At 64.3% G+C, this 20,723-nt stretch carries 20 protein-coding genes; all 20 read right to left on the bottom strand.

Annotation, left to right across the window (positions count from 1 at the left end):
* Positions 1 to 3 precede the first annotated feature (3 nt).
* The 20 genes from gmk to rpsD all read right to left on the bottom strand — a co-directional run bounded on the left by gmk (position 4) and on the right by rpsD (position 20,579).
* On the bottom strand, positions 4 to 975 hold the full coding sequence (gmk, locus tag OK352_RS14865) for a guanylate kinase (protein WP_265142289.1): 972 nt from the start codon (positions 973 to 975) through the stop codon (positions 4 to 6).
* A complete protein-coding gene (pyrF, locus tag OK352_RS14870) occupies positions 968 to 1,813 on the bottom strand; it encodes an orotidine-5'-phosphate decarboxylase (protein WP_265142290.1) in 846 nt (281 codons plus the stop codon). The genes gmk and pyrF overlap by 8 nt, the downstream gene beginning before the upstream one ends.
* Positions 1,810 to 5,085 (bottom strand): carbamoyl-phosphate synthase large subunit, encoded by a 3,276-nt coding sequence (carB, locus tag OK352_RS14875; RefSeq protein ID WP_265142291.1) that lies wholly within the window; start codon positions 5,083 to 5,085, stop codon positions 1,810 to 1,812. The genes pyrF and carB overlap by 4 nt, the downstream gene beginning before the upstream one ends.
* A complete protein-coding gene (gene carA, locus OK352_RS14880) occupies positions 5,085 to 6,272 on the bottom strand; it encodes a glutamine-hydrolyzing carbamoyl-phosphate synthase small subunit (protein WP_265142292.1) in 1,188 nt (395 codons plus the stop codon). The genes carB and carA overlap by 1 nt, the downstream gene beginning before the upstream one ends.
* Entirely contained in the window at positions 6,269 to 6,793 is a 525-nt protein-coding gene (locus OK352_RS14885) for a PH-like domain-containing protein (RefSeq protein ID WP_265142293.1), read from the bottom strand. Before OK352_RS14885 ends, carA begins: the two co-directional genes overlap by 4 nt.
* Entirely contained in the window at positions 6,786 to 8,117 is a 1,332-nt protein-coding gene (locus OK352_RS14890) for a dihydroorotase (RefSeq protein ID WP_265142294.1), read from the bottom strand. The genes OK352_RS14885 and OK352_RS14890 overlap by 8 nt, the downstream gene beginning before the upstream one ends.
* Positions 8,114 to 9,067 carry an aspartate carbamoyltransferase catalytic subunit gene (locus OK352_RS14895; RefSeq protein ID WP_265142295.1) on the bottom strand — a complete coding sequence of 318 codons (954 nt, stop codon included), beginning with the start codon at positions 9,065 to 9,067 and terminating at the stop codon, positions 8,114 to 8,116. The genes OK352_RS14890 and OK352_RS14895 overlap by 4 nt, the downstream gene beginning before the upstream one ends.
* Entirely contained in the window at positions 9,067 to 9,606 is a 540-nt protein-coding gene (gene pyrR / locus OK352_RS14900) for a bifunctional pyr operon transcriptional regulator/uracil phosphoribosyltransferase PyrR (protein WP_265142296.1), read from the bottom strand. The genes OK352_RS14895 and pyrR overlap by 1 nt, the downstream gene beginning before the upstream one ends.
* An 82-nt stretch (positions 9,607 to 9,688) precedes the next feature.
* Positions 9,689 to 10,108, bottom strand: coding sequence for a transcription antitermination factor NusB (gene nusB, locus OK352_RS14905; protein ID WP_265142297.1), 420 nt, complete (start codon positions 10,106 to 10,108; stop codon positions 9,689 to 9,691).
* Positions 10,108 to 10,671: an elongation factor P gene (gene efp, locus OK352_RS14910; RefSeq protein ID WP_265142298.1), complete on the bottom strand. Its 564-nt coding sequence runs from the start codon at positions 10,669 to 10,671 to the stop codon at positions 10,108 to 10,110. Before efp ends, nusB begins: the two co-directional genes overlap by 1 nt.
* Before the next feature lie 99 nt (positions 10,672 to 10,770).
* On the bottom strand, positions 10,771 to 11,199 hold the full coding sequence (locus tag OK352_RS14915; protein WP_265142299.1) for a type II 3-dehydroquinate dehydratase: 429 nt from the start codon (positions 11,197 to 11,199) through the stop codon (positions 10,771 to 10,773).
* A 15-nt stretch (positions 11,200 to 11,214) separates the two neighbouring features.
* On the bottom strand, positions 11,215 to 12,291 hold the full coding sequence (aroB, locus tag OK352_RS14920; RefSeq protein WP_265142300.1) for a 3-dehydroquinate synthase: 1,077 nt from the start codon (positions 12,289 to 12,291) through the stop codon (positions 11,215 to 11,217).
* A gap of 19 nt (positions 12,292 to 12,310) precedes the next feature.
* Positions 12,311 to 12,811: a shikimate kinase gene (locus OK352_RS14925; protein ID WP_265142301.1), complete on the bottom strand. Its 501-nt coding sequence runs from the start codon at positions 12,809 to 12,811 to the stop codon at positions 12,311 to 12,313.
* 1 nt (position 12,812) lies between these two features.
* Complete coding sequence (gene aroC / locus OK352_RS14930; RefSeq protein ID WP_265142302.1) at positions 12,813 to 14,021, bottom strand: chorismate synthase; 1,209 nt, start codon at positions 14,019 to 14,021, stop codon at positions 12,813 to 12,815.
* 53 nt (positions 14,022 to 14,074) lie between these two features.
* Positions 14,075 to 14,920, bottom strand: coding sequence for a shikimate dehydrogenase (locus OK352_RS14935; RefSeq protein ID WP_265142303.1), 846 nt, complete (start codon positions 14,918 to 14,920; stop codon positions 14,075 to 14,077).
* Entirely contained in the window at positions 14,920 to 16,416 is a 1,497-nt protein-coding gene (mltG, locus tag OK352_RS14940) for an endolytic transglycosylase MltG (protein WP_265142304.1), read from the bottom strand. Before mltG ends, OK352_RS14935 begins: the two co-directional genes overlap by 1 nt.
* Positions 16,417 to 16,422: 6 nt before the next feature.
* On the bottom strand, positions 16,423 to 16,902 hold the full coding sequence (gene ruvX, locus OK352_RS14945; protein ID WP_265142305.1) for a Holliday junction resolvase RuvX: 480 nt from the start codon (positions 16,900 to 16,902) through the stop codon (positions 16,423 to 16,425).
* A 2-nt stretch (positions 16,903 to 16,904) separates the two neighbouring features.
* Complete coding sequence (gene alaS, locus OK352_RS14950; RefSeq protein WP_265142306.1) at positions 16,905 to 19,562, bottom strand: alanine--tRNA ligase; 2,658 nt, start codon at positions 19,560 to 19,562, stop codon at positions 16,905 to 16,907.
* A gap of 34 nt (positions 19,563 to 19,596) precedes the next feature.
* Entirely contained in the window at positions 19,597 to 19,830 is a 234-nt protein-coding gene (locus tag OK352_RS14955) for a hypothetical protein (RefSeq protein WP_265142307.1), read from the bottom strand.
* 125 nt (positions 19,831 to 19,955) lie between these two features.
* Positions 19,956 to 20,579, bottom strand: a complete 624-nt coding sequence (gene rpsD / locus OK352_RS14960) for a 30S ribosomal protein S4 (protein ID WP_265142308.1) — start codon at positions 20,577 to 20,579, stop codon at positions 19,956 to 19,958.
* Positions 20,580 to 20,723 lie beyond the last annotated feature (144 nt).

Raw genomic sequence — 20,723 nt, forward strand, 5'->3', positions numbered from 1 at the left:
TTGTCACACTCCTCGTGTGGTGTTGGCGGCGGTTGATGCAGCGTCATGGTGTGCCCGTCGTGGGCCCCGGCCGCGAGTCTTAATCAATTCTACGACGTCTTCGGCTGCTTCGCGGACTGTGGTGTTCGTAATGCGGACATCGAACTCGTCTTGAGCGGCCAATTCGACCTTCGCGGTGTCGAGGCGGCGCGCTCGCTCGACAGCATCCTCTGTCCCTCGTCCGACGAGGCGGCGCACCAGCTCATCCCAACTGGGTGGGAGCAGAAACACCAGCGTGGCTTCCGGCATCCGCGCGCGTACTTGGCGTGCGCCCTGCAGATCGATTTCGAGAAGCACACTGTGTCCCTCGGCCAGCGCCTTGTCAATCGGCGACCGCGGAGTTCCGTAGCGGTAGGAGTTGTGCACTGTCGCGTGCTCGAGAAGCTCGCCCGACTCAATCATGCGGTCGAACTCGGCGTCGTCGACGAAGTAGTAGTTGACGCCGTCGACTTCGCCGGGGCGCGGAGCGCGGGTGGTGGCGGAGACGCTGAGAAGCACGTCTGGGTGGTTGTCGCGAATATACGACGCGACGGTTCCCTTGCCGACCGCGGTGGGGCCGGCAAGGACGACGAGGCGGCTGCGTCGACGGGATCTGTTCGTCGACTCGCGCTTCGTGAGAAAGGCGGTGATGCGTTCGCGTTGATGCACGCCGAGACCTCCGATGCGCTTGGCCTTGGAGATGCGCAGATCAGACAGGATGCGCTCGAGCTTCGTCGCGCCAATGGCGGGAACACTGATCAAAAGGTCAGTGATGCGCATGCGGCCCTCGACGCCCTCGGGATCGGCGAATCCTGCGGAGAGTACGTCAAGAGCGGAGCGGTGCCCGCGCGCGATATCGGACTTCACTGCGGCGCGTGCTCTTCGCGCGGCGACGGCGGCTCGGGATGCTGCCTGGCGATCCACCTCGGGTGGACGCCGATGCGACGGTTCAGACAAAGGACTCCCTCACTTCTGTGGCGCGCTGTGCGGCCACGCGCGCAATGTCATCAGGCCCCGCTGACAGGATACTTCGCGATTCGCTCACGATCACCCCGGGAGACAGCTGACCGTAGATCTCTGTCGCATCGCTCACTTGTGCTCCCTGGAAGCCGAAGCCGGGTGCGAGCACGGGAAGAGTGGGTGTGCGAGCCCGTGTGTCGATGCCGAAGCTGCTCAAATCGAGAGTTGCGCCGGCGACGATGCCAATGTCGGCGACGGCCCCCTCGGCATGCGTGCTGTTCCAACTCGCGACCTGCGAGGTGATGTCGTGCGCGACGGTGCCGCCGTGAGCCATGACAGCGCGCTGCAGGGCCGCGGCCTCTGGGTTCGACGTCGCCGCAAGGACGAACGCTCCCTTGCCGACGCGAGACGCTGCAGAGAACGTCTCGTCAAGTGCACCGACACCCAGATACGGGTTGAGCGTCACCGCGTCTGCTTCGAGCGGAGATCCCGGAGTGAGCCATGCCGAGGCGTAGCCGAGCATGCTCGAGCCGATCTCGCCGCGTTTGACATCGGCGATGATCAGCAGCGAGGCCGCGCGGGCGGCAGCGAGGACGTCCTCGAGGGCCGCGTAGCCCGCCGAACCGAATCGTTCGAAGAATGCCACCTGTGGCTTGACGATCCCGACGGTTCCCGCCGCCGCGTCGACGGCGCGCAGCCCGAACTCGCGCGCGCCGCCTGCGGTGTCGTCAAGCCCCCACGACGCCAGCAGGTGTGCGTGGGGGTCGATGCCGAGGCACAGGCGTCCATACGCGTCACGAGCCGATGCGAGCCTCTCGCCGAATGCGACGGTCATCCGACGAGATCCCGAGCACTCTGATACTCCTGAAGGCTCGTCACGGTGAATCCCGCGCGTATCGCACCGAAGGAGGCGACGGCGGCCGACAGTTCGGCGACGGTCGTGAACAGGGGCTTGTCCGCAGCGACTGCTGCGGCGCGGATCTCATAGCCGTCTGCGCGGGCCGAACTGCCGCTCGGCGTATTCACGACGATGTCCACCTCGTTGCGGTCGATGAGATCAACGATGCTCTCGCCTCCCTCGCTGACCTTGCGAACGGTCCGCGTGGGGACGCCGTAGCGGGTGAGCACGCCGGCTGTTCCCTCGGTGGCGATGATCGCGAAACCCAGTTCGTGAAGCCGAAGCACGGATTGCACAACAGAGCGTTTGTCCCCATCGGAGACGGACACGAAGACGGTTCCTTCGAGGGGAAGACCGCCGTACGCCGCTTCCTGGCTCTTTGCGAACGCGGTCGGAAAGTCTTTGTCGATTCCCATGACCTCACCCGTCGAACGCATCTCCGGCCCAAGGATGGAGTCGACGACGCGACCGTCGCGGGTGCGGAATCGCTTGAACGGCAGAACGGCCTCCTTGACCGAGACCGGAGAATCCAGCGGCACGCGCGACCCGTCGTTTTCCGGGATGAGCCCGCTGCGGATGAGATCATCAACGGTGGATCCGGTCATGACGAGAGCCGCCGCCTTCGCAAGCGGTATCCCCAAAGCCTTCGACACAAACGGCACGGTCCGTGATGCGCGCGGGTTCGCCTCGAGAACGTAGAGGACGCCTTGGCCGATGGCGAACTGCACGTTGAGCAGGCCGCGGACGCCGATGCCGGTGGCGATGGCATGTGTGGCCTCTCGGACGGCATCGATCTGCACGGTGCCGAGTGTGACGGGAGGCAGCGTGCAGCTTGAGTCACCGGAGTGGATACCGGCCTCCTCGATGTGTTCCATGATGCCGCCGATGTAGAGGCGTTCACCATCATAGAGCGCATCGACGTCGATCTCGATGGCATCGTCGAGGAAACGGTCAACGAGCAGCGGGTGGTCCGGTCCGACGATCCCCTGGTCGGCGATGCGGCGGAAGTAGTCGACGAGCGCGCTGCGCTCATAGACGATCTCCATGCCGCGCCCGCCGAGCACGAAGCTGGGCCGGACGAGGACCGGGTAGCCGATGTCGTCTGCGACGGCGAGAGCGTCGGCTTCGTTGGTGGCGGTGCCGTTGCGCGGTGCCAGTAGTCCGCCCGTTTCGAGAATCTGCGAGAACTGACCCCGTTCTTCCGCCGATTCAATGGCTTCGGGGGATGTGCCAAGAATCGGGATGCCGTTGGCCTTCAGCCCATCGGCGAGACTCAGCGCCGTCTGGCCGCCGAGCTGGACGATCACACCGACAAGCTCGCCTGACGCCGACTCCGCATCGATCACTTCGAGGACATCCTCGAGGGTGAGCGGCTCGAAGTAGAGCCTGTCGCTGGTGTCGTAGTCCGTCGAGACGGTCTCCGGGTTGCAGTTGATCATGATCGTCTCGAACCCGGCATCTCGCAGAGCGAACGATGCGTGGACGCACGAATAGTCGAACTCGACGCCTTGGCCGATTCGGTTGGGGCCGGAGCCGAGAATCACGACCTTGCGGCGGTCGCTCGGCTCGACTTCCGTCTCGGCATCGTAGCTCGAGTAGTGGTACGGCGTCAGCGCGGGGAACTCGCCTGCGCAGGTGTCAACGGTCTTGAATACGGGTCGGACACCGAGGAGATGCCGCACCTCGCGCACCTGCTCGGCGGCGAATCCGCGCAGCTGGCCGATCTGGGCGTCAGAGAATCCATGGTTCTTCGCGACGCGCATGACGTTGCCGTCGAGCATCGGTGCCGCGCGCACGTATTCGGCAACCTCGTTGATGAGGGCGATCTGGTCGATGAACCACGGGTCGATCTTCGTCGCGTCGAAGATCTGCGCTGCTGTGGCTCCCTTGCGCATTGCCTGCTGCACGAGCACGATGCGGCCGTCTGTCGGTGTGGCGATCTCGGCGAGAAGCTCATCGACGGTGCGCTCCTCGTCTCCCCAGTGGAACGACGAGCCGCGCTTCTCGAGCGAGCGGAGCGCCTTCTGTAGCGCTGTTGCATAGTTGCGTCCGATCGCCATCGCCTCGCCCACGGATTTCATTGTGGTCGTGAGTGTGGGGTCGGCCGCCGGGAACTTCTCGAACGCGAACCGCGGAACCTTCACCACGACGTAGTCAAGCGTCGGCTCGAAGCTGGCCGGTGTCACCTGAGTGATGTCGTTCGGGATCTCATCAAGGTTGTATCCGATGGCGAGCTTTGCGGCGATCTTCGCGATCGGGAAGCCCGTCGCTTTGGACGCGAGGGCACTGGAGCGAGAGACACGGGGATTCATCTCGATGACGATCACCCGACCATCACTCGGATCGATGGCGAACTGGATGTTGCAGCCACCGGTGTCCACGCCCACCGCGCGGATGATGTCGATTCCGATGTCACGGAGGTTCTGGTACTCGCGGTCGGTCAGGGTCAGCGCCGGAGCGACGGTGATGGAATCGCCGGTGTGAACGCCGACCGGGTCGACATTCTCGATCGAGCAGACGACGACCGTGTTGTCCGAAGCATCGCGCATGAGCTCGAGTTCATACTCTTTCCACCCGAGAATGGACTCCTCAAGGAGCACTTCGTGTGTCGGCGAGTCGTGGATTCCAGCACCCGCAATGCGGCGGAGATCTTCCTCGTCAAAGGCGAAGCCCGAGCCCAGGCCGCCCATGGTGAAACTGGGGCGCACGACGAGTGGGTAGCCGAGCTCTTCCGCCCCTTCGAGCACCTCGTCCATGGTGTGGCAGATCTTCGACGCCGCAACGTCCGCACCGCACTCGATGACGAGGTCCTTGAAGACCTGGCGATCTTCGCCCTTGTGGATCGCCTCGAAACTCGCGCCGATCAGCTCCACGTCATACTTTTCGAGGATGCCGTTGTCGTGCAGCTCGATTGCGGCGTTGAGAGCCGTCTGGCCTCCCAGCGTCGGCAGGATCGCGTCGGGTTTCTCTTTCGCGATGATTGTCTCGATGACCTGCCAGGAGATCGGCTCGACGTACGTGGCGTCGGCGAAATCGGGGTCAGTCATGATCGTCGCGGGGTTGGAATTCACGAGGATCACGCGGACCCCCTCTTCGCGAAGGACACGGCACGCTTGCGTGCCCGAGTAGTCGAACTCGCAGGCCTGGCCGATCACGATGGGGCCTGATCCGATGACCAGGACGCTGTTGATGTCGTCGCGCTTCGGCATTAGTTGTCGTCTCCCGCGTTGTTCGGTGTAGCTGACTGATTGTTCCGTGCGATGACCATGTCGCGGAATCGGTCGAAGAGGTACATGGCGTCATGTGGTCCGGCAGCAGACTCGGGGTGATACTGGACACTGAACGCCGGAATGTCGAGGCAGTTGAGACCTTCTACCACATTGTCGTTGAGGTCGTAGTGGCTGACTTCGACGCGACCGAACCCTTCGGAGGATTCACTGATGCCCTCGAGGGGCGCGTCGACGGCGAAGCCGTGGTTGTGCGCGGTGATCTCGACGCGGCCGGTCGAGGTGTCGAGAACCGGCTGGTTGATTCCGCGATGCCCGAACGGCAGCTTGTACGTTCCGAAGCCGAGGGCGCGGCCGAGCAGCTGGTTGCCGAAGCAGATGCCGAAGTACGGAATCCCCGCTCGAAGGGCGTCACGCAGGATCTCGACATGCCGCTCTGATGCACCAGGGTCGCCGGGACCGTTGGAGTAGAACAGCGCGTTGGGGGCAAGCTCGAGGATGTCATCGCTCGACACGTCTTCCGGAAGCACGTGTACGTCGAATCCGCGCGCAGACAGGTAACGGAGGGTTGACGTCTTCACCCCGAGGTCGAGAACGGCAACGGTACCTACGCGCACTCCTTCGGCCGGCAGGATGTACTTTTCACGCGTCGAGACTTCGGCTGAGAGGCTGAGTCCCGTCATCTGAGCACTCGCACGGACAACTTCAAGCTGTTCCGAGTCGGACAGCGTCAGATCGTCGCCGGAGAAGATTCCCGCGCGCATCGCCCCTCCGGAACGGATGCGTCGTGTCACGGCGCGCGTGTCGATACCCGAGATGCCGACGATCTTGTCGACCTCAAGCTCGTCGTCGAGGCTCGTCTCTGCACGGAAATTCGACACCACACGAGACGGGTCCCGGACGACAAAGCCGGAGACCCAGATCTTCGACGATTCCTTGTCGGGGGTGTTTGCCCCCGTGTTGCCGATGTGTGGTGCGGTCATGATGACGATCTGACCGGCGTATGAGGGGTCGGTGAGGGTCTCCTGGTATCCCGTCATTCCGGTGGCGAAGACGACCTCTCCCAGAGTGGTTCCCGTCGCTCCATAGGCGTCACCGGCGAAGCGGGTGCCGTCCTCAAGCACGAGAACCGCGGGGGGCTGGGGACGGAACTGTGATGTTGTGGTCATGCCTTGCTTTCGCTTTCAGAGTCCGATTGTGCTCGGTGAGTGGGGATGACGCGCTGCAGCGCGTCCAGTGCGGGCCGCTGGTCCGACGGGTCAATGACGCGCACGTAGCTGTCGCACGGGATGCCGTCTGGAAGTGTCCAGGAGATGCGAACGAGCCCGCCGGGTTCGACCGCCCGGTCGATGGTGACGTGTGCTGTGTCGATGCCGCGCAACGAGGGCGCGGGGAGGAATACAGCGTCTTCACCCGTGACCGTGATCGATGCGCCGACGGCGGCGACACTGAGGCGTGCGTAGCCACGGAAGCCGAGGCCGGGGAGAGCCAGCCGTTCGAGAGGCTGGTCGGCCTTCGTTGTGGCAACATACTGGATCGCGAAATCCTGGTCGGAGGCGTAGCCCTCGGGAATACCATCAACGCCATGTGCCGCGTCGGTCGAGGCCCGTCGTCGCCAGGATCGCCACATGACAGCAAAGACGAGCACGACGATCGCCACGATGATCAAGCCGGGAACGAGTTTATCCACGGTACGCTCCCTCCTCGGCAACCTGCTCCGGAGGCGTGAGAGATCCATCGTGAAGCGTGAGTCGGCCATTGTGGATCGTCGTGACGACGTGACCTGGCAAGGAGCGGCCCAGGTACGGCGAGTTCGCGCTGCGTCCCCGAAGCGAGTCGGTGGTGAATGCGCTTGTTGCCTCCGGGTCGTACAGCACGATGTTCGCGCGGCTTCCGACGACGAGCGGTTCGCCCTGCCCGCCAAGCTGCCCGATCCGCGCCGGTTCTGAGCTGAGCACACGTTCGACATCGGTCCAGCCGAGTTGACCCGAACTCACAACGGCGTCATGGACCACCCGGAGAGCGGATTCGAGCCCGACCATGCCGTTGGCAGCAGCATCCCATTCGCACTGCTTGCTCTCGGCGGGGTGCGGCGCGTGGTCGGTCGCGACGATATCAATCGTTCCGTCAGCGAGTGCGGCGCGCAGAGCTGTGACGTCCTCATCGGTGCGCAGCGGCGGATTGACCTTGAAACGGGCGTCGTATCCGGCGACGAGGTCGTCGGTGAGCAGTAGGTGGTGTGGCGTGACCTCGGCAGTGACCGGGATGCCGCGGGCCTTTGCCCAGCGGATGACCTCGACGCTTCCCGCGGTCGAGACATGGCAGACGTGCAGTCGTGAGCCGACATGCTCAGCCAGAAGCACATCGCGCGCGATGATCGACTCCTCGGCCACTGCGGGCCACCCGGTCAGTCCCAGCTCGGCCGAGCGCGCACCCTCGTTCATTTGCGCTCCCACCGTGAGCCGGGGTTCCTGCGCGTGCTGTGCGATGACTCCGTCAAATGCCTTCACATATTCGAGCGCGCGGCGCATGAGCAGCGGATCGGAGACGCAGAAGCCGTCGTCCGAAAAGACCCGCACTCGAGCCCGGGATGCTGCCATGGCACCGAGCTCGGCGAGACGCTCCCCCGCGAGCCCGCTCGTGACGGCGCCGATCGGCTGTACCGTCGCGTATCCCGCGCGTGCCCCGAGCTCCAGCTCCTGCTCGACAACTCCCGCCGTGTCGGCGACGGGCGATGTGTTCGCCATGGCGAACACCGCCGTGAATCCGCCGGCTGCTGCGGCGCGCGTTCCCGTGAGCACGGTTTCGCTCTGCTCAGCGCCCGGCTCGCGCAGATGGGTGTGCAGGTCAACGAGTCCGGGCAGTGCGAGGAGTCCGTCGGCATCGATGCGCCGGGCGTCGGCCGGTGCTGACACGGTGCCGGTCTCGGTGATGATGCCGTCGGTCACAAGGAGGTCCGTTGTCGATCCGTCGGAGAGCCGGGCGCCCGCAATGTGCAGTGTGTGGTGTGTCACAGGAGATCCTCTCGTTCGCCTGACAGCAACAGATAGAGCGCGGCCATTCGCACCGACACTCCATTGGTGACCTGTTCTCGAACCGTCGACTGCGCTGAGTCGGCGGCGGACGCCGAGATTTCGAGACCGCGATTCATCGGTCCGGGGTGCATGACAATCGTACTCCGCGGCAGCCGGGCGAAACGCTCGTCGTCCAGTCCCCAGGTGCGCGAGTATTCGCGAGCGTTCGGGAAGAACGCGTCGTGCATCCGTTCGGCCTGGATTCGCAGGAGCATCACGGCGTCTGGCTGCTCACGCAGTACGTCGTCGAGGTCGTACGACACGGTCACCGGCCAGGTAGAGACGTCGACAGGTACGAGGGTCGGAGGGGCGACGAGCGAGACAGATGCCCCGAGCGTGGTGAGCAGCCAGACGTTTGAGCGCACAACTCGGGAGTGCACAATGTCACCGACGATCGCGACGTGGAGGCCGGCAAGGTCCTTGCCTCGGCTGGCTTCGCCGTGTGTCCGCTTGCGAATCGTGAATGCGTCGAGGAGCGCCTGGGTCGGATGCTCGTGCATGCCGTCGCCCGCGTTCATGACTCCGGCGGAGATCCATCCGCTTGACGCAAGGGTGCGCGGCGCGCCCGATGCGCTGTGTCTGATCACCACGGCGTCCGCGCCCATCGCCTCGAGGGTCTGTGCCGTGTCTTTGAGGCTTTCGCCCTTCGAAACGCTCGATCCCTTGGCACTGAAGTTGATGACGTCCGCTGAGAGCCGTTTCGCCGCTGCTTCGAACGAGATCCGGGTTCGCGTCGAGTCTTCAAAGAACAGGTTCACCACGGTCTTGCCGCGCAGCGTGGGAAGCTTTTTGACTTCGCGCTGCTGGGTGGCGGCCATGTCTTCGGCGACGTCGAGCAGGTCGACGGCCTCACCGTGTGAAAGGTCTTTCGTGCTGAGCAGGTGGCGCATCAGTCAGCCGCTTCCTCGATCGTGACGGCGTCTTCTCCGTCGTACTCGATGAGGTGCACGTTCACCCGTTCGTGCACTGCGGAGGGGAGGTTCTTGCCGACGAAGTCTGGGCGGATCGGCAGCTCCCGGTGCCCACGGTCGATGAGCGTCGCGAGGCGCACGGCACGGGGCCGGCCAATGTCGCCGAGCGCGTCGAGAGCCGCTCTGATGGTGCGCCCGGAATACAGCACGTCGTCGACGAGCACGACCGTCGCACCATCGATCCCCTCGGCGGGAATGGAAGTCGGTGCGGGGGCGCGCGTTGGATGCCTGTCGAGGTCATCGCGATACATGGTGACATCGAGTGCTCCGGCGGCGACGGCAGTGCCGGCGATCGAACTGATCGACGCGGCGATGCGGTCAGCCAGGGCGACTCCGCGGGTGGGGATGCCGAGCAGGACGAGGCGGTCGGCGCCCTTGTTCGATTCGATGATCTCGTGGGCAATGCGGGTCGTCGCTCGAGAGATGTCTGCCGCGTGCAACACGGTACGCAGGCTCATTGAGCCACTCCCTTCTCCGCCTCTCTGGACGGTGTTAAAGGATGTTCGTCGTCTGATGTTATCGCACGACGCGTCACGGTGATTACAGAGCGCCCGCTGCCTCCGCGATCTTACCGAGCAGGCCGTTCACGAATCCGGCAGATTCGTCTGTGGAGAGCGACTTCGCCGACTCCACAGCCTCGTTGACGGCGACACCCGTCGGTACGTCCGGATTGTGCAGGATCTCCCACACGCCGATGCGGAGGATCGCACGATCGACGGCGGGCATCCGTGCGATCGTCCACCCCTGTGCGTACGTCTCGATCTGCTCGTCGATCTCAGCCCACGACTCGATGACGCCGTCGACGATGTCTCGCGCGTAGAGCCAGGATGCCTCGCGTGCGGGCTCACTTGCGGCGCGCGCCGCCTCGGCGGCAAGAGCGTCGGCGGGGGCCTGCTGGCGGACGTCGGCGCTGTACAGGATATCGATGGCGCGTTTGCGCGCTTTTGACCGTGCGCTCACTAGTCGTTGATGCGGCCGAGGTAGTCGCCCGTACGGGTATCGACCTTCACCCGGGTTCCGGTCTCGAGGAACAGCGGGACCTGGATCTCGTAGCCGGTTTCGACGGTGGCACCCTTGGTGCCGCCGGTCGACCGGTCGCCCTGCAGGCCGGGCTCTGTGTAGGTGATCTCAAGAATCACGGATGCCGGCATCTCGACGTACAGCGGGTTGCCGTCGTGCATCGCGATGGTGATCGACTGATTCTCGAGCATGAAGTTGGCGGCATCACCGACAATGGCCGCCGGGACTTGGATCTGGTCGTAGTCGCTCTGATCCATGAAGATGAACGAGTCACCGTCGTTGTACAGGTAGGTGTACTCGCGACGGTCAACGTTCTCGAAGTCGAGCTTCGTTCCGGCGTTGAACGTCTTGTCGATCGTCTTGCCCGACACGACGTTCTTGAGTTTGGTGCGCACAAACGCACCGCCCTTGCCCGGCTTGACGTGCTGGAACTCGATAACGCTCCACAGGTTGCCGTCGATGCTGAGGACGGCGCCGTTCTTGATGTCAGCGGTTGATGCCATGAAATGGATGTCCGTTCGGTGGAAGATGAGGGGCAGAATCAGGCCCGACGAATGAGTTTACCGGCCGGGACGGGCCCTGCCAAAGGCGTGTCGCGCCCGTCAGCGCAGAAGCTGAGCGACAGCGAGACGGTAGGAGTCGAACCCGAACCCGGCGATCACTCCTGTCGCCACCGAGGTCAGCACGCTTGTATGCCGGAACTCATCGCGTGCGTGCGGGTTCGACAGGTGCACTTCGATCACGGGCACTCCGGCCGTCGTGACCATTTCGACGGCATCGTGGAGTGCGTAGGAATAGTGTGACCAGGCTCCCGCATTGAGAACGACGGGGGTCTGGGAATCCATGGTGTCGTGCAGCCAGCCCAGCATCTCCCCTTCGGTATCGGTCTGTCGCAGATCGATGTCGTGGCCCGGCGCGTCGTCGGCCAGCACGGTGCGAAGGTCATCGAGTGTCTGGGTTCCGTAGACGTCGGGAACCCGTGTGCCGAGGCGACCGAGGTTCGGTCCGTTGAGAACGAGGATGCGCGTCATACCTTCAGCCTAGAGCTATGACCCGATTTCCTGATACGCCGAGAAGAGCAGCGATTGGTCAGGCGCACGCAGCACCGTCGGTCGTGCGATGTCGTCAAGAACGATGAATCGCAGCATCCCCGCTCGCGCTTTCTTGTCGCGCTGCATCGTGGCCAACAGCGTCTTCCACCGTCCGATCGGGTATTCGAGCGGCAGCTCAAGTGAGCTCAGGATGCTGCGATGACGATCGACGGCGGACTCCGAGAGCCGTCCGGCCAGCCGTGACAGCTCGGCCGCGAACATCATCCCGATGCTCACGGCGGCACCGTGCCGCCACTGGTACCGCTCAGTGTGCTCGATCGCGTGGCCGAGCGTATGACCGTAGTTGAGGATCTCGCGCAGCCCGGACTCACGGAAGTCTTCGCCAACGACCCGTGCCTTGACGCTGATCGAGAGCTCCACAACGCGGCGGAACGCCGCAGACGTGGTGTCGGTGACGGCCGAGACGTCCTTCTCGATGATGTCGAGGATTTCGGGCTCGGCGATGAAGCCGCACTTGACGATCTCGGCGAATCCGGCGAGGACGTCGTTGCGCGGCAGCGGTTCGAGAGTGTCGAGGTCGGCGACGACGGCACGCGGAGCGTGGAAAGCCCCCACGAGGTTCTTGCCTTCGGCCGTGTTGATGCCTGTCTTGCCTCCGACGGCGGCGTCGACCATGCCGAGAACGGTCGTCGGAATCTGAATGAGCTCGACGCCCCGCAACCAGGTGGCGGCAACGAATCCGGCAAGATCCGTGGCCGCTCCCCCGCCGAAGCCGATCACGGCGTCGGAGCGGGTGAAGTCCGCCTGGCCCATGATCTGCCAGCAGAACGCAGCGACTTCGACACGTTTGCCCGCCTCAGCATCCGGAATCTCGGCGAGGAGAACCTGCCGATCATCGGCGAGCGAGGCGCGCAGTTCTTCAGCTGCCGCCGCCAGCGTCGGCGGATGCACGATCAGAACCTTCGCCACGGCCCCGCTCAGTTGGGCCGCCACATCGAGCCGGTTCGCCCGGCCGATCGACACGCTGTAGGGGGTGGTTCCGTCGACAATGATCTCGGTGATCTCCGTCATGCTGTCCTTCCTTCGTCAGTCACGTGCGTGCCCACGCGGCGATGTCATCGGCGATGCGTGAAATCGCCACGTGCGACGTATCGAACGTGACGGTGGCGAGCCGACTGTAAATCTCTCGGCGCTCGTCGTAGATGCGCTGCCAGGCATCGGGGCCGTCCTTCAACAGCGGACGCTTTGCCGTGTTCATCCGTGCCAGCACTGCCTCGGCCGTGACGGTCAGCTCGATCACCGTGTGATTCGCGAGCACGCGCTGCGACTCCGGGTCGAGCACGGCGCCTCCCCCCAGCGAAACCACGGCCTCCTCGCGGAGTGCGTCGGCAACCGCCTGTCGCTCGAGCGTTCTGAAGTGCGCCTCGCCGTGTGTCTCGAAGATGTCGGTGATGGAGCCGTGCTGCGCGGCGATGACCTTGTCCGTGTCGATGAAGCGCACATCGAGCGCCTTCGCCACGCGACGTCCGACGCGCGTCTTACCCGAGCCCATGGGGCCGATGAGCACGAGTGGAAGCTGGTGTGCCGCCACGTCAGAGCGTGTCATCCGAAGCGGCAGCGGTGCGTAGGGTGCCGGGGATGTTCTCGAGGTAGCTCGTCAGGTTGCGGTGGGTCTCATCAACGGAATCGCCGCCGAACTTCTCGAGCACAGCGTCCGCGAGCACCAGTGCGACCATCGCCTCGGCGACGACGCCGGATGCCGGAACCGCGCACACATCGGAACGCTGATGATGGGCGGTCGCCTCGTCGCCTGAAACGACGTCGACGGTGCGAAGCGCACGCGGAACCGTGGCGATGGGTTTCATGCCGGCTCGCACCCGCAGAACGGTTCCTGTCGACATGCCTCCCTCGGTGCCGCCCGCGCGATCACTCGTGCGGTGAATGACACCGTCCTCCGGGTAGAGCTCGTCGTGTGCTTCTGAGCCTCGGCGGGTCGTTGTCGTGAAGCCGTCGCCCACCTCGACGCCCTTGATCGCCTGAATGCCCATGAGCGCCTGCGCGAGTCGCCCGTCGAGGCGACGATCCCAGTGCACGTGTGACCCAAGCCCCGGCGGAAGACCGTAGGCAAGCACCTCGACAATGCCGCCGAGTGTATCGCCCGATTTGCGGGCGTCGTCGACCTCGGCGACCATCCGCTGGCTGGTGTCGGGGTCGAAGCAGCGCAGCGGGTCGTTGTCGAGCGTCGCGACGTCATCCGAGTGCGGAAGCGTCGCGTCGTCGGGGACGCGCACCGGACCGATCGAGAGCGTGTGGCTGACAAGGGAGATGCCTAGCTCGCCGAGGAACGTCTTGGCGACCGCTCCGAGAGCGACGCGCGCAGCGGTCTCGCGGGCACTCGCACGCTCGAGGATGGGCCGTGCGGTGTCGAATCCGTACTTCTGCATGCCGACGAGATCGGCGTGCCCGGGTCGGGGGCGTGTGAGCGGTGCACCGCGGCCGCGCGATCTGTCGCTGAGCTCGTGGGGCTCGGCGCTCATGACCTCGGCCCATTTGGGCCATTCGGTGTTGCCGATGCGGATCGCGATTGGGCTTCCGAGTGATGCTCCCTGGACGACTCCGCCGGAGAGCGTCAGTTCGTCCTCTTCAAATTTCATGCGGCTGCCGCGCCCATACCCGAGTTTGCGGCGCGCAAGGTCAGCGCGAATGCTCTCGAGCGATACGGGCACTCCCGCGGGCAGTCCTTCGAGCACGGCAATGAGTTCGGGGCCGTGAGATTCTCCGGCCGTGAGCCAACGCAGCATGCCTCCATCTTTCCACAGCACCGGGGCTCTGGTGACCGTGTGACGCCGAGTGATCAGGCAAGCCCGTCTGCAGGAAGGTCGACAGCCGCGCGCATGGCCGTCAGGACACGCTCTTCGTCGGCAAGCGGGATTCGCGGGGACCCGGAATCGAAGATGCGCACTTGCAGCAGTGCCTGGTGCACGAGCATCGCCAGGCCGCTGACGACGCGGCCGCCGTCGGCATGCCAAGCCCGGGCGAGAGCGCTCGGCCAGGGAGCGTACGCCGCGTCGAAGAGAAGCGCGTGCGCGCGCATGTCGGGGTGGTACTGCTCGGGGGCCGGTGTTCCGCCGGGAAGTGTGCTGAACACGAGGTCCGGTCGGCTGTCGACCGGATCCGTGCGGAATCGCCTGATCTCGAGGTCGACGTTCACGGTCTCGGCGAGCGGCATCAGATGCGCGGCTCGCTCGGGTGTCCGCACGGCGACGTCAATGTGCTGGGCACCAAGCCGCGCCGCCGCGGCGACGGCGGAGGCAGCCGTCGCCCCTCCGCCAAGCACGAGAGCGCTCTCGAGCGATTCGGGCCCGGCCGCGCGCACGGCTCGCACAATGCCGTCGATGTCTGTATTGAACCCTGTGAGCGGGCCGTCATCGAGCCGCAGCGTGTTCACCGCCCCTGTGAGCCGCGCATCATCGTCGATAATCTCGGATGCCGCGAATGCCGCGTTCTTGAGCGGCATCGTGAGCGAGAGCCCGCGCCACGAGTCGTCGGCGCCGGCGAGAAATGCCGCCAGCTTGTCCTCGCGCATCTCCAGACGATCGTATGACCATGCTCGTCCGAGTTCTCGGTAGGCGCGCAGATGTAAGGCAGGGGACTTCGAGTGCGCGATCGGCGAGCCGAGCACAGCGAGTCTGTCCCCCATCAGCATCCGTTCCCTGGGTTCTCTTCGCACCACGTTCGCAATTGCTTGACGGCCTTCTCGTGGTCCTCATTTGTCGTCGAGAAGACGGTCTCACCGGTGGAGAGATTGACGGTGACGAAATAGAGCCAGTCACCGTCCGCCGGATTGACGGCGGCGTCAATTGCGAGGTCGCCCGGGCTCGCGATGGGACCGATAGGCAGCCCCTTGTGCTTGTACGTGTTCCACGGGCTGTCCGACTCGAGCGCCTCTTTGCTCGACCACACGGAGTCACTGCCGTTGTCGACACCGTATTGTGCTGTCGAGTCCATCTGCAGCTTCATGCCCGCCTCCAGCCGGTTCTGGATGACACGCGAAACTTTGTAGAAGTCGTCTTTCTGCCGGGCCTCGCGCTGGATGATCGACGCCTCAGTCAGAACCTTCTCGCGATTTTCAGGGGCGACATTCGCCTCGTCCAGGGCCTGCATCATTCGGTCGACGAGCCGTTGGATCACGTCGTGCGCGCTCGTGTCGGGTTCGAACTCGTAGACGGCGGGAAACAGCCAGCCTTCGATGGACGGCGCGGAGTCCGGAATGCCGAAGTCTGTCGGGTCGGATGCCGCCTTGCGCAGATCATCTACGGGAATCTCGGTCGCGTCGCTCAGCCGAGTCAGGATCGTCTCGCCAGAGAGACCCTCCTGAATCAGAGCAGTTCGCTCCACCTTGTTGTCCGGGTCTTGCAACGCGCTGAGCGCTGCCTGTGCGCTCATCTTTTTCTTGAGCGAATACGTCCCCGGCTGGAACGTCGGCTCGGGATTTTGGGTGAGCAGAAGCTGATAGAACACCTCTGACGTCTTCGTGACGCCCTCGTCTTTCAGCGTGGCGGCGATATCCGTGCCCGTGTCGCCCTCGGAGATGACGATGAGGACTTCTCCGGTGCCGCTGCCTTCGTAGTCGTTGGATTCTTCCCAGCCCATGACGCTGCGAATCTGCGGCTCGAAAGTGTTCCACACGTAGAATCCGCTGGCCACAATCGCCGCAACGACGACGATCGGCAGAATCGTCCACAGAATGATGCCCGAGCGCTTTTTGGTCCGTCCGGTCGTTCGAGCTTCCTTCGCTCGTCGCCGACGTTCCGTGCGGTCCTCGGTCACCGATTGCGAGACGAGCAGGTCGAAGCTGGAGGTGATGGGGTCAGGTGACGCAACAGCGTCCCCATCATCCCCAGCCGGATGCGATGCAGTGCCCGCCTGGGGTCCTGTGGCGCCTTGCTCGGCTCCCGGCTCGGAGTCTGCCGCCAGCTCCGCGGCTGCGGCGGAACTGGCGGGTGCAGTGTCGTCTGCCGGTGACGCGTCAGCGTCCACGGGCTCGTCAGTCGAGGCGGGCGAGCCTGAGTCGCCCTGCTCGGCCGCCCGGCGGGTCCGCCGCTCACGTCGTGTGAGCGGACGCGCCTCAGGGTCGGGTTCGTCGTTGAACAGATGGCGAAGCGGGTCATCGCCTGATGTGGGGTCAGTGGGCATACGAGTTCACGATTCCGGGGGTGTCTCCACTCGGGTTCCAGGTGGTACGGACATCGACCTCTCCGTGTCGATGGCATGTTGCAAAATGATAACGGCCGCAACCTGATCAATGATCTTACGGGACTGCTTCTGCGTCCGGCCAGTATCGCGCATCGCTGAATGCGCGGTCACTGTCGACAGGCGCTCATCGACCAGCCGTACAGGACGGCTCGAGGACGCCGCGAGTCGTTCCGCGAACTGGACGGCATCATCGGTCGACGGCGTGTCGGACCCGGAGAGTGACAGAGGTAATCCGACGACGATCTCGAGTGCATTCTGCTCGTCGGCGATCGCCACAATACGCGCGATATCCGCTGATCCTGAGGCATCGCGCGCGACAGTCTCCACGGGAGTCGCGAGCACGCCGAGGGGATCGCACCGCGCAACACCGATGCGGGCCTTGCCCACATCGACGCCGAGACGTACCCCCGTGCGGAAGCCGCCCACGCTCACCCCTGAAGGGATGTGACGATGCTCGACAGGGCGGCCGTAATCGCCGTGCTGTCCTGACCGCCACCCTGAGCGATGTCGTCCTTGCCGCCGCCCCCGCCGCCGAGGAGCCCCGCCGCTGTGCGCACAAGCTGTCCCGCGCGCACGCCCTCAGACCGAGCACCCTCATTCGTCGCGACGATGATCACCGGGCGATCATTCACGCTCGCCGCGAGAGCCACGACGGCGGGGTCGCTGCCGAGACGTTCGCGAATGGCGGTGACGAGCGAGCGCACGTCGTCTGCCGAGCCCATATCGCCGAGTTCTTGCGCGACGACGCGAACTGGTCCGACATTGTCAACGGTTGCGAGCAGATCGGGGATCCTCTGCGCCTGTGCGCGAGACTCGAACTCCTTGATCTTCTTCTCCGCCTGCTTCAGATTGGAGACCAGCTCTGAGATCCGCGCAGGCAGCTGTTCGCGCGGAGTCTTCAGCGACGAGGTCAGTTCGCGTACAATCGCGCGCTCAGCAGCAAGGTCGTCGAAGGCCTCTAAACCGACGAGCGACTCGACGCGCCTGTTGGTTGACCCCACAGACGATTCGCTCACGAGATTGATCATGCCGATCTCCGCACTCGTCGACACGTGAGTGCCAGCGCAGAGTTCGCGGGACCAGGGCCCTCCGATGTCGACAACCCGCACAACATCACCGTACTTCTCACCGAAGAGAGCCATCGCCCCGAGGGACTTCGCCTCATCGAGCGGCATCTCACGTGTGACGACGTCAAGATTGTCGCGAATAGCGTTGTTGGAGATCTCTTCGATCTCAGTGAGCGTTTCGCGCGAAACCGCCTGGTTCCAGGAGAAATCGAGGCGCAGATATCCGGCCTTGTTGTAGGAGCCGGATTGATGCGCATTGGGTCCGAGGATCTCCCGGAGCGCAGCGTGGATGACGTGCGTTCCGGAGTGAGCCTGTCGAGCCCCGCGCCGATAGTCGGCGTCGACGAGCGTGGTCGCTGGCGCATCGACAGAGACAACGCCGTGCGTCACGCGTACGGTATGACTGATCAGGCCCGTGACAGGCTTTTGCACGTCACGCACCTCCAGTTCGAAGCCGTTTCCCACGATCGTGCCGCGGTCAGCATCCTGGCCACCGGATTCCGCGTACAGGGCGGTCTCACCCAGAATGACCTCTGCCGTCTGGCCCTCGGATGCGCTCGTGACTGACGAACCGTCGACGATGATGCCCAGAACGCGCGTGTCCGCCGTCAGGTCCGTGTACCCGAGGAAGCGCGTCTCCCCGAGGGCGCGAAAGGCGCTGTAGACGCTCAAATCGGCGACCTGCGACTTCTTGCTCTTCGCGTCGGCCTTCGCACGCTCTTTCTGCTGCGTCATGAGCGAGTCGAATGCCTCGCGATCTACGCTGAGTCCGGCCTCGTCCGCGATCTCCAGGGTCAGGTCGATCGGAAACCCGTAGGTGTCGTGCAGGAGGAACGCCGTATCGCCCGCGAGAGTTTTACGGCCCGAGGACTTCGATGACTCAACGGCCAGGTCGAGGATCGTCGTGCCACTTGCCAACGTGCGCAGGAAGGTCTCCTCCTCACCGAAAGCTGCCTGCGAAATGCGATCGTAGTCGCGCTCCACCTCGGGGTACGACGCCTTCATCGCATCGCGTGATGCGCCGAAGAGCTCGGGGAATGTCGCCCCGTCCACTCCCAGAAGACGCATGGCCCGGATGCTGCGACGCAGAAGTCGCCGCAGAATATAGCCGCGGCCCTCGTTCGACGGTGTGACACCGTCGCTCATGAGCATGAGAGACGAGCGGACGTGGTCGGCGATGACGCGCATGCGCACGTCGTCTTCATGGTCGCTGCCATAGCGGCGCCCAGAGAGCTCGGCTGCCCGGTCGAGGACGGGCCGCACTTCGTCGATCTCGTACATGTTCTCGACGCCCTGGGTGAGAAACGCAACGCGTTCCAGACCCATCCCGGTGTCGATGTTCTTCGAGGGCAGCTCGCCGACGATGTCGAACTCTGTCTTGCTGCGCACATTCTCGATCGCGTACTGCATGAACACGAGGTTCCAGATCTCCACGTAGCGATCGTCGTCCGTCGCCGGGCCGCCGTCTGCGCCGTAGGCCGGGCCGCGGTCGAAGAAGATCTCGGAGCAGGGTCCAGCCGGCCCAGGGTGACCTGTCGACCAGTAATTGGTGTCCTTGTCCAGTCTCTGGATCCGCTCGTCCGGGAGCCCGGCAATGCGCTTCCAGAGTGCGATCGATTCGTCATCGTCCTTGTACACGGTGACCCAGAGATCCCGGGGATCGAAGCCGATTCCGCCGGCCGACTCGGACGTCGTCAGCAGCTCCCAGGCGAAGCCGATCGCCTCTTCCTTGAAGTAATCACCGAACGAGAAGTTCCCGTTCATCTGGAAGAACGTGCCGTGGCGCGGTGTTTTGCCGACCTCTTCGATGTCGTTCGTTCTGATGCACTTCTGCACACTCGTCGCACGCGGGAACGGCGCGGGGATCAGTCCGGTGAGGTATGGGATGAACGGCACCATACCGGCGATGGTGAACATCACCGTCGGGTCCTCACTCACGAGAGAGGCGCTCGGAACGACCGTGTGCCCTCTCTCCCCGAAGTAATCAAGCCAGCGCTGACGGATCTCGGAAGTCTTCATATGTCCGTTCGTTCGTGAGTGATGTGACGGGAGTTCACCGTTTGTTGAGGTCGTCGATCGCCGCTTCGGCATCTTCGACGAGAGAGTCGATCGTCTCGCGCAGCTCAATCTCGCGCTCGCGATAGGCCTCGGCCACCGTGTCGGTGAATTCACGCATCTTGGCGTCGACATCGGCGAAGAACTCGCGGCCGCCTTGGGTCTGGTTGACCTTGTGGGCGACAACGAATCCCGTCGCGATCCCCACGAGAAGCCACAGCAGGTTCTTCATCGTCATCTCCTCGTCGAATATTCCTCGAAGTCCTCGACAATCCTACCCGCTGCGTATGCGCGTCACGGAGTGCCCCAAAACTAAAGAGGGCCACGGCGAACCGTGACCCTCTCAGAGTGCTGAGATCAGCGAGCTGCGTAGTACTCGACGACCAGCTGGACCTCACAGGTCACGGGAATCTCGGCGCGCTTGGGGTGACGAACGAGACGTGCCTGGAGCTTGTCCAGCTCGACCTCGAGGTAACCGGGAACCTTCGGCAGAACCTCGGCGTGGCCGCCTGCTGCCGCGACCTGGAAGAGCTCGCTCGACTCGCTGCGCGACTTGACGTGGATGAGCTGGCCCTCTTTCACGCGGAACGAGGGGCGGTCGACGATCTGGCCGTCGACGAGGATGTGACGGTGAACGACCATCTGCCGAGCCTGGGCCGTCGAACGGGCGAGGCCCGAGCGCAGCACGAGCGCATCGAGACGCGTCTCGAGGATCTCGACGAGGTTCTCACCGGTCAGTCCCTGACGGCGACGCGCTTCTTCGAAGGCGATCTTGAGCTGCTTTTCGCGAATGCCGTACTGGGCGCGAAGACGCTGCTTCTCCTTGAGACGGACGGCGTAGTCGGAGTCGGCCTTGCGCTTGGTGCGACCGTGCTCACCGGGAGCATAGGGGCGCTTCTCCATGTGGCGGGCGGCCTTCGGGGTCAGGGCGACGCCGAGGGCGCGCGAGAGGCGCGTCTTGGAACGGGACGTGTTTGACACGGGGTCCTTTCGGTATGAATTCTCTAACAGTGCTTTGCGAGTGCGCGCGAGCGCACGGCAGGGCAGAGGGATCAGCCAGGACGTTCGGCTACAGAACGGTTCCCGTAAACACAGACGAGTACGCAGCCGCACGCGCTCGCCTGG

This window comes from Microbacterium sp. MPKO10, assembly GCF_026107415.2.
In the GTDB taxonomy this organism is placed as follows: domain Bacteria; phylum Actinomycetota; class Actinomycetes; order Actinomycetales; family Microbacteriaceae; genus Paramicrobacterium.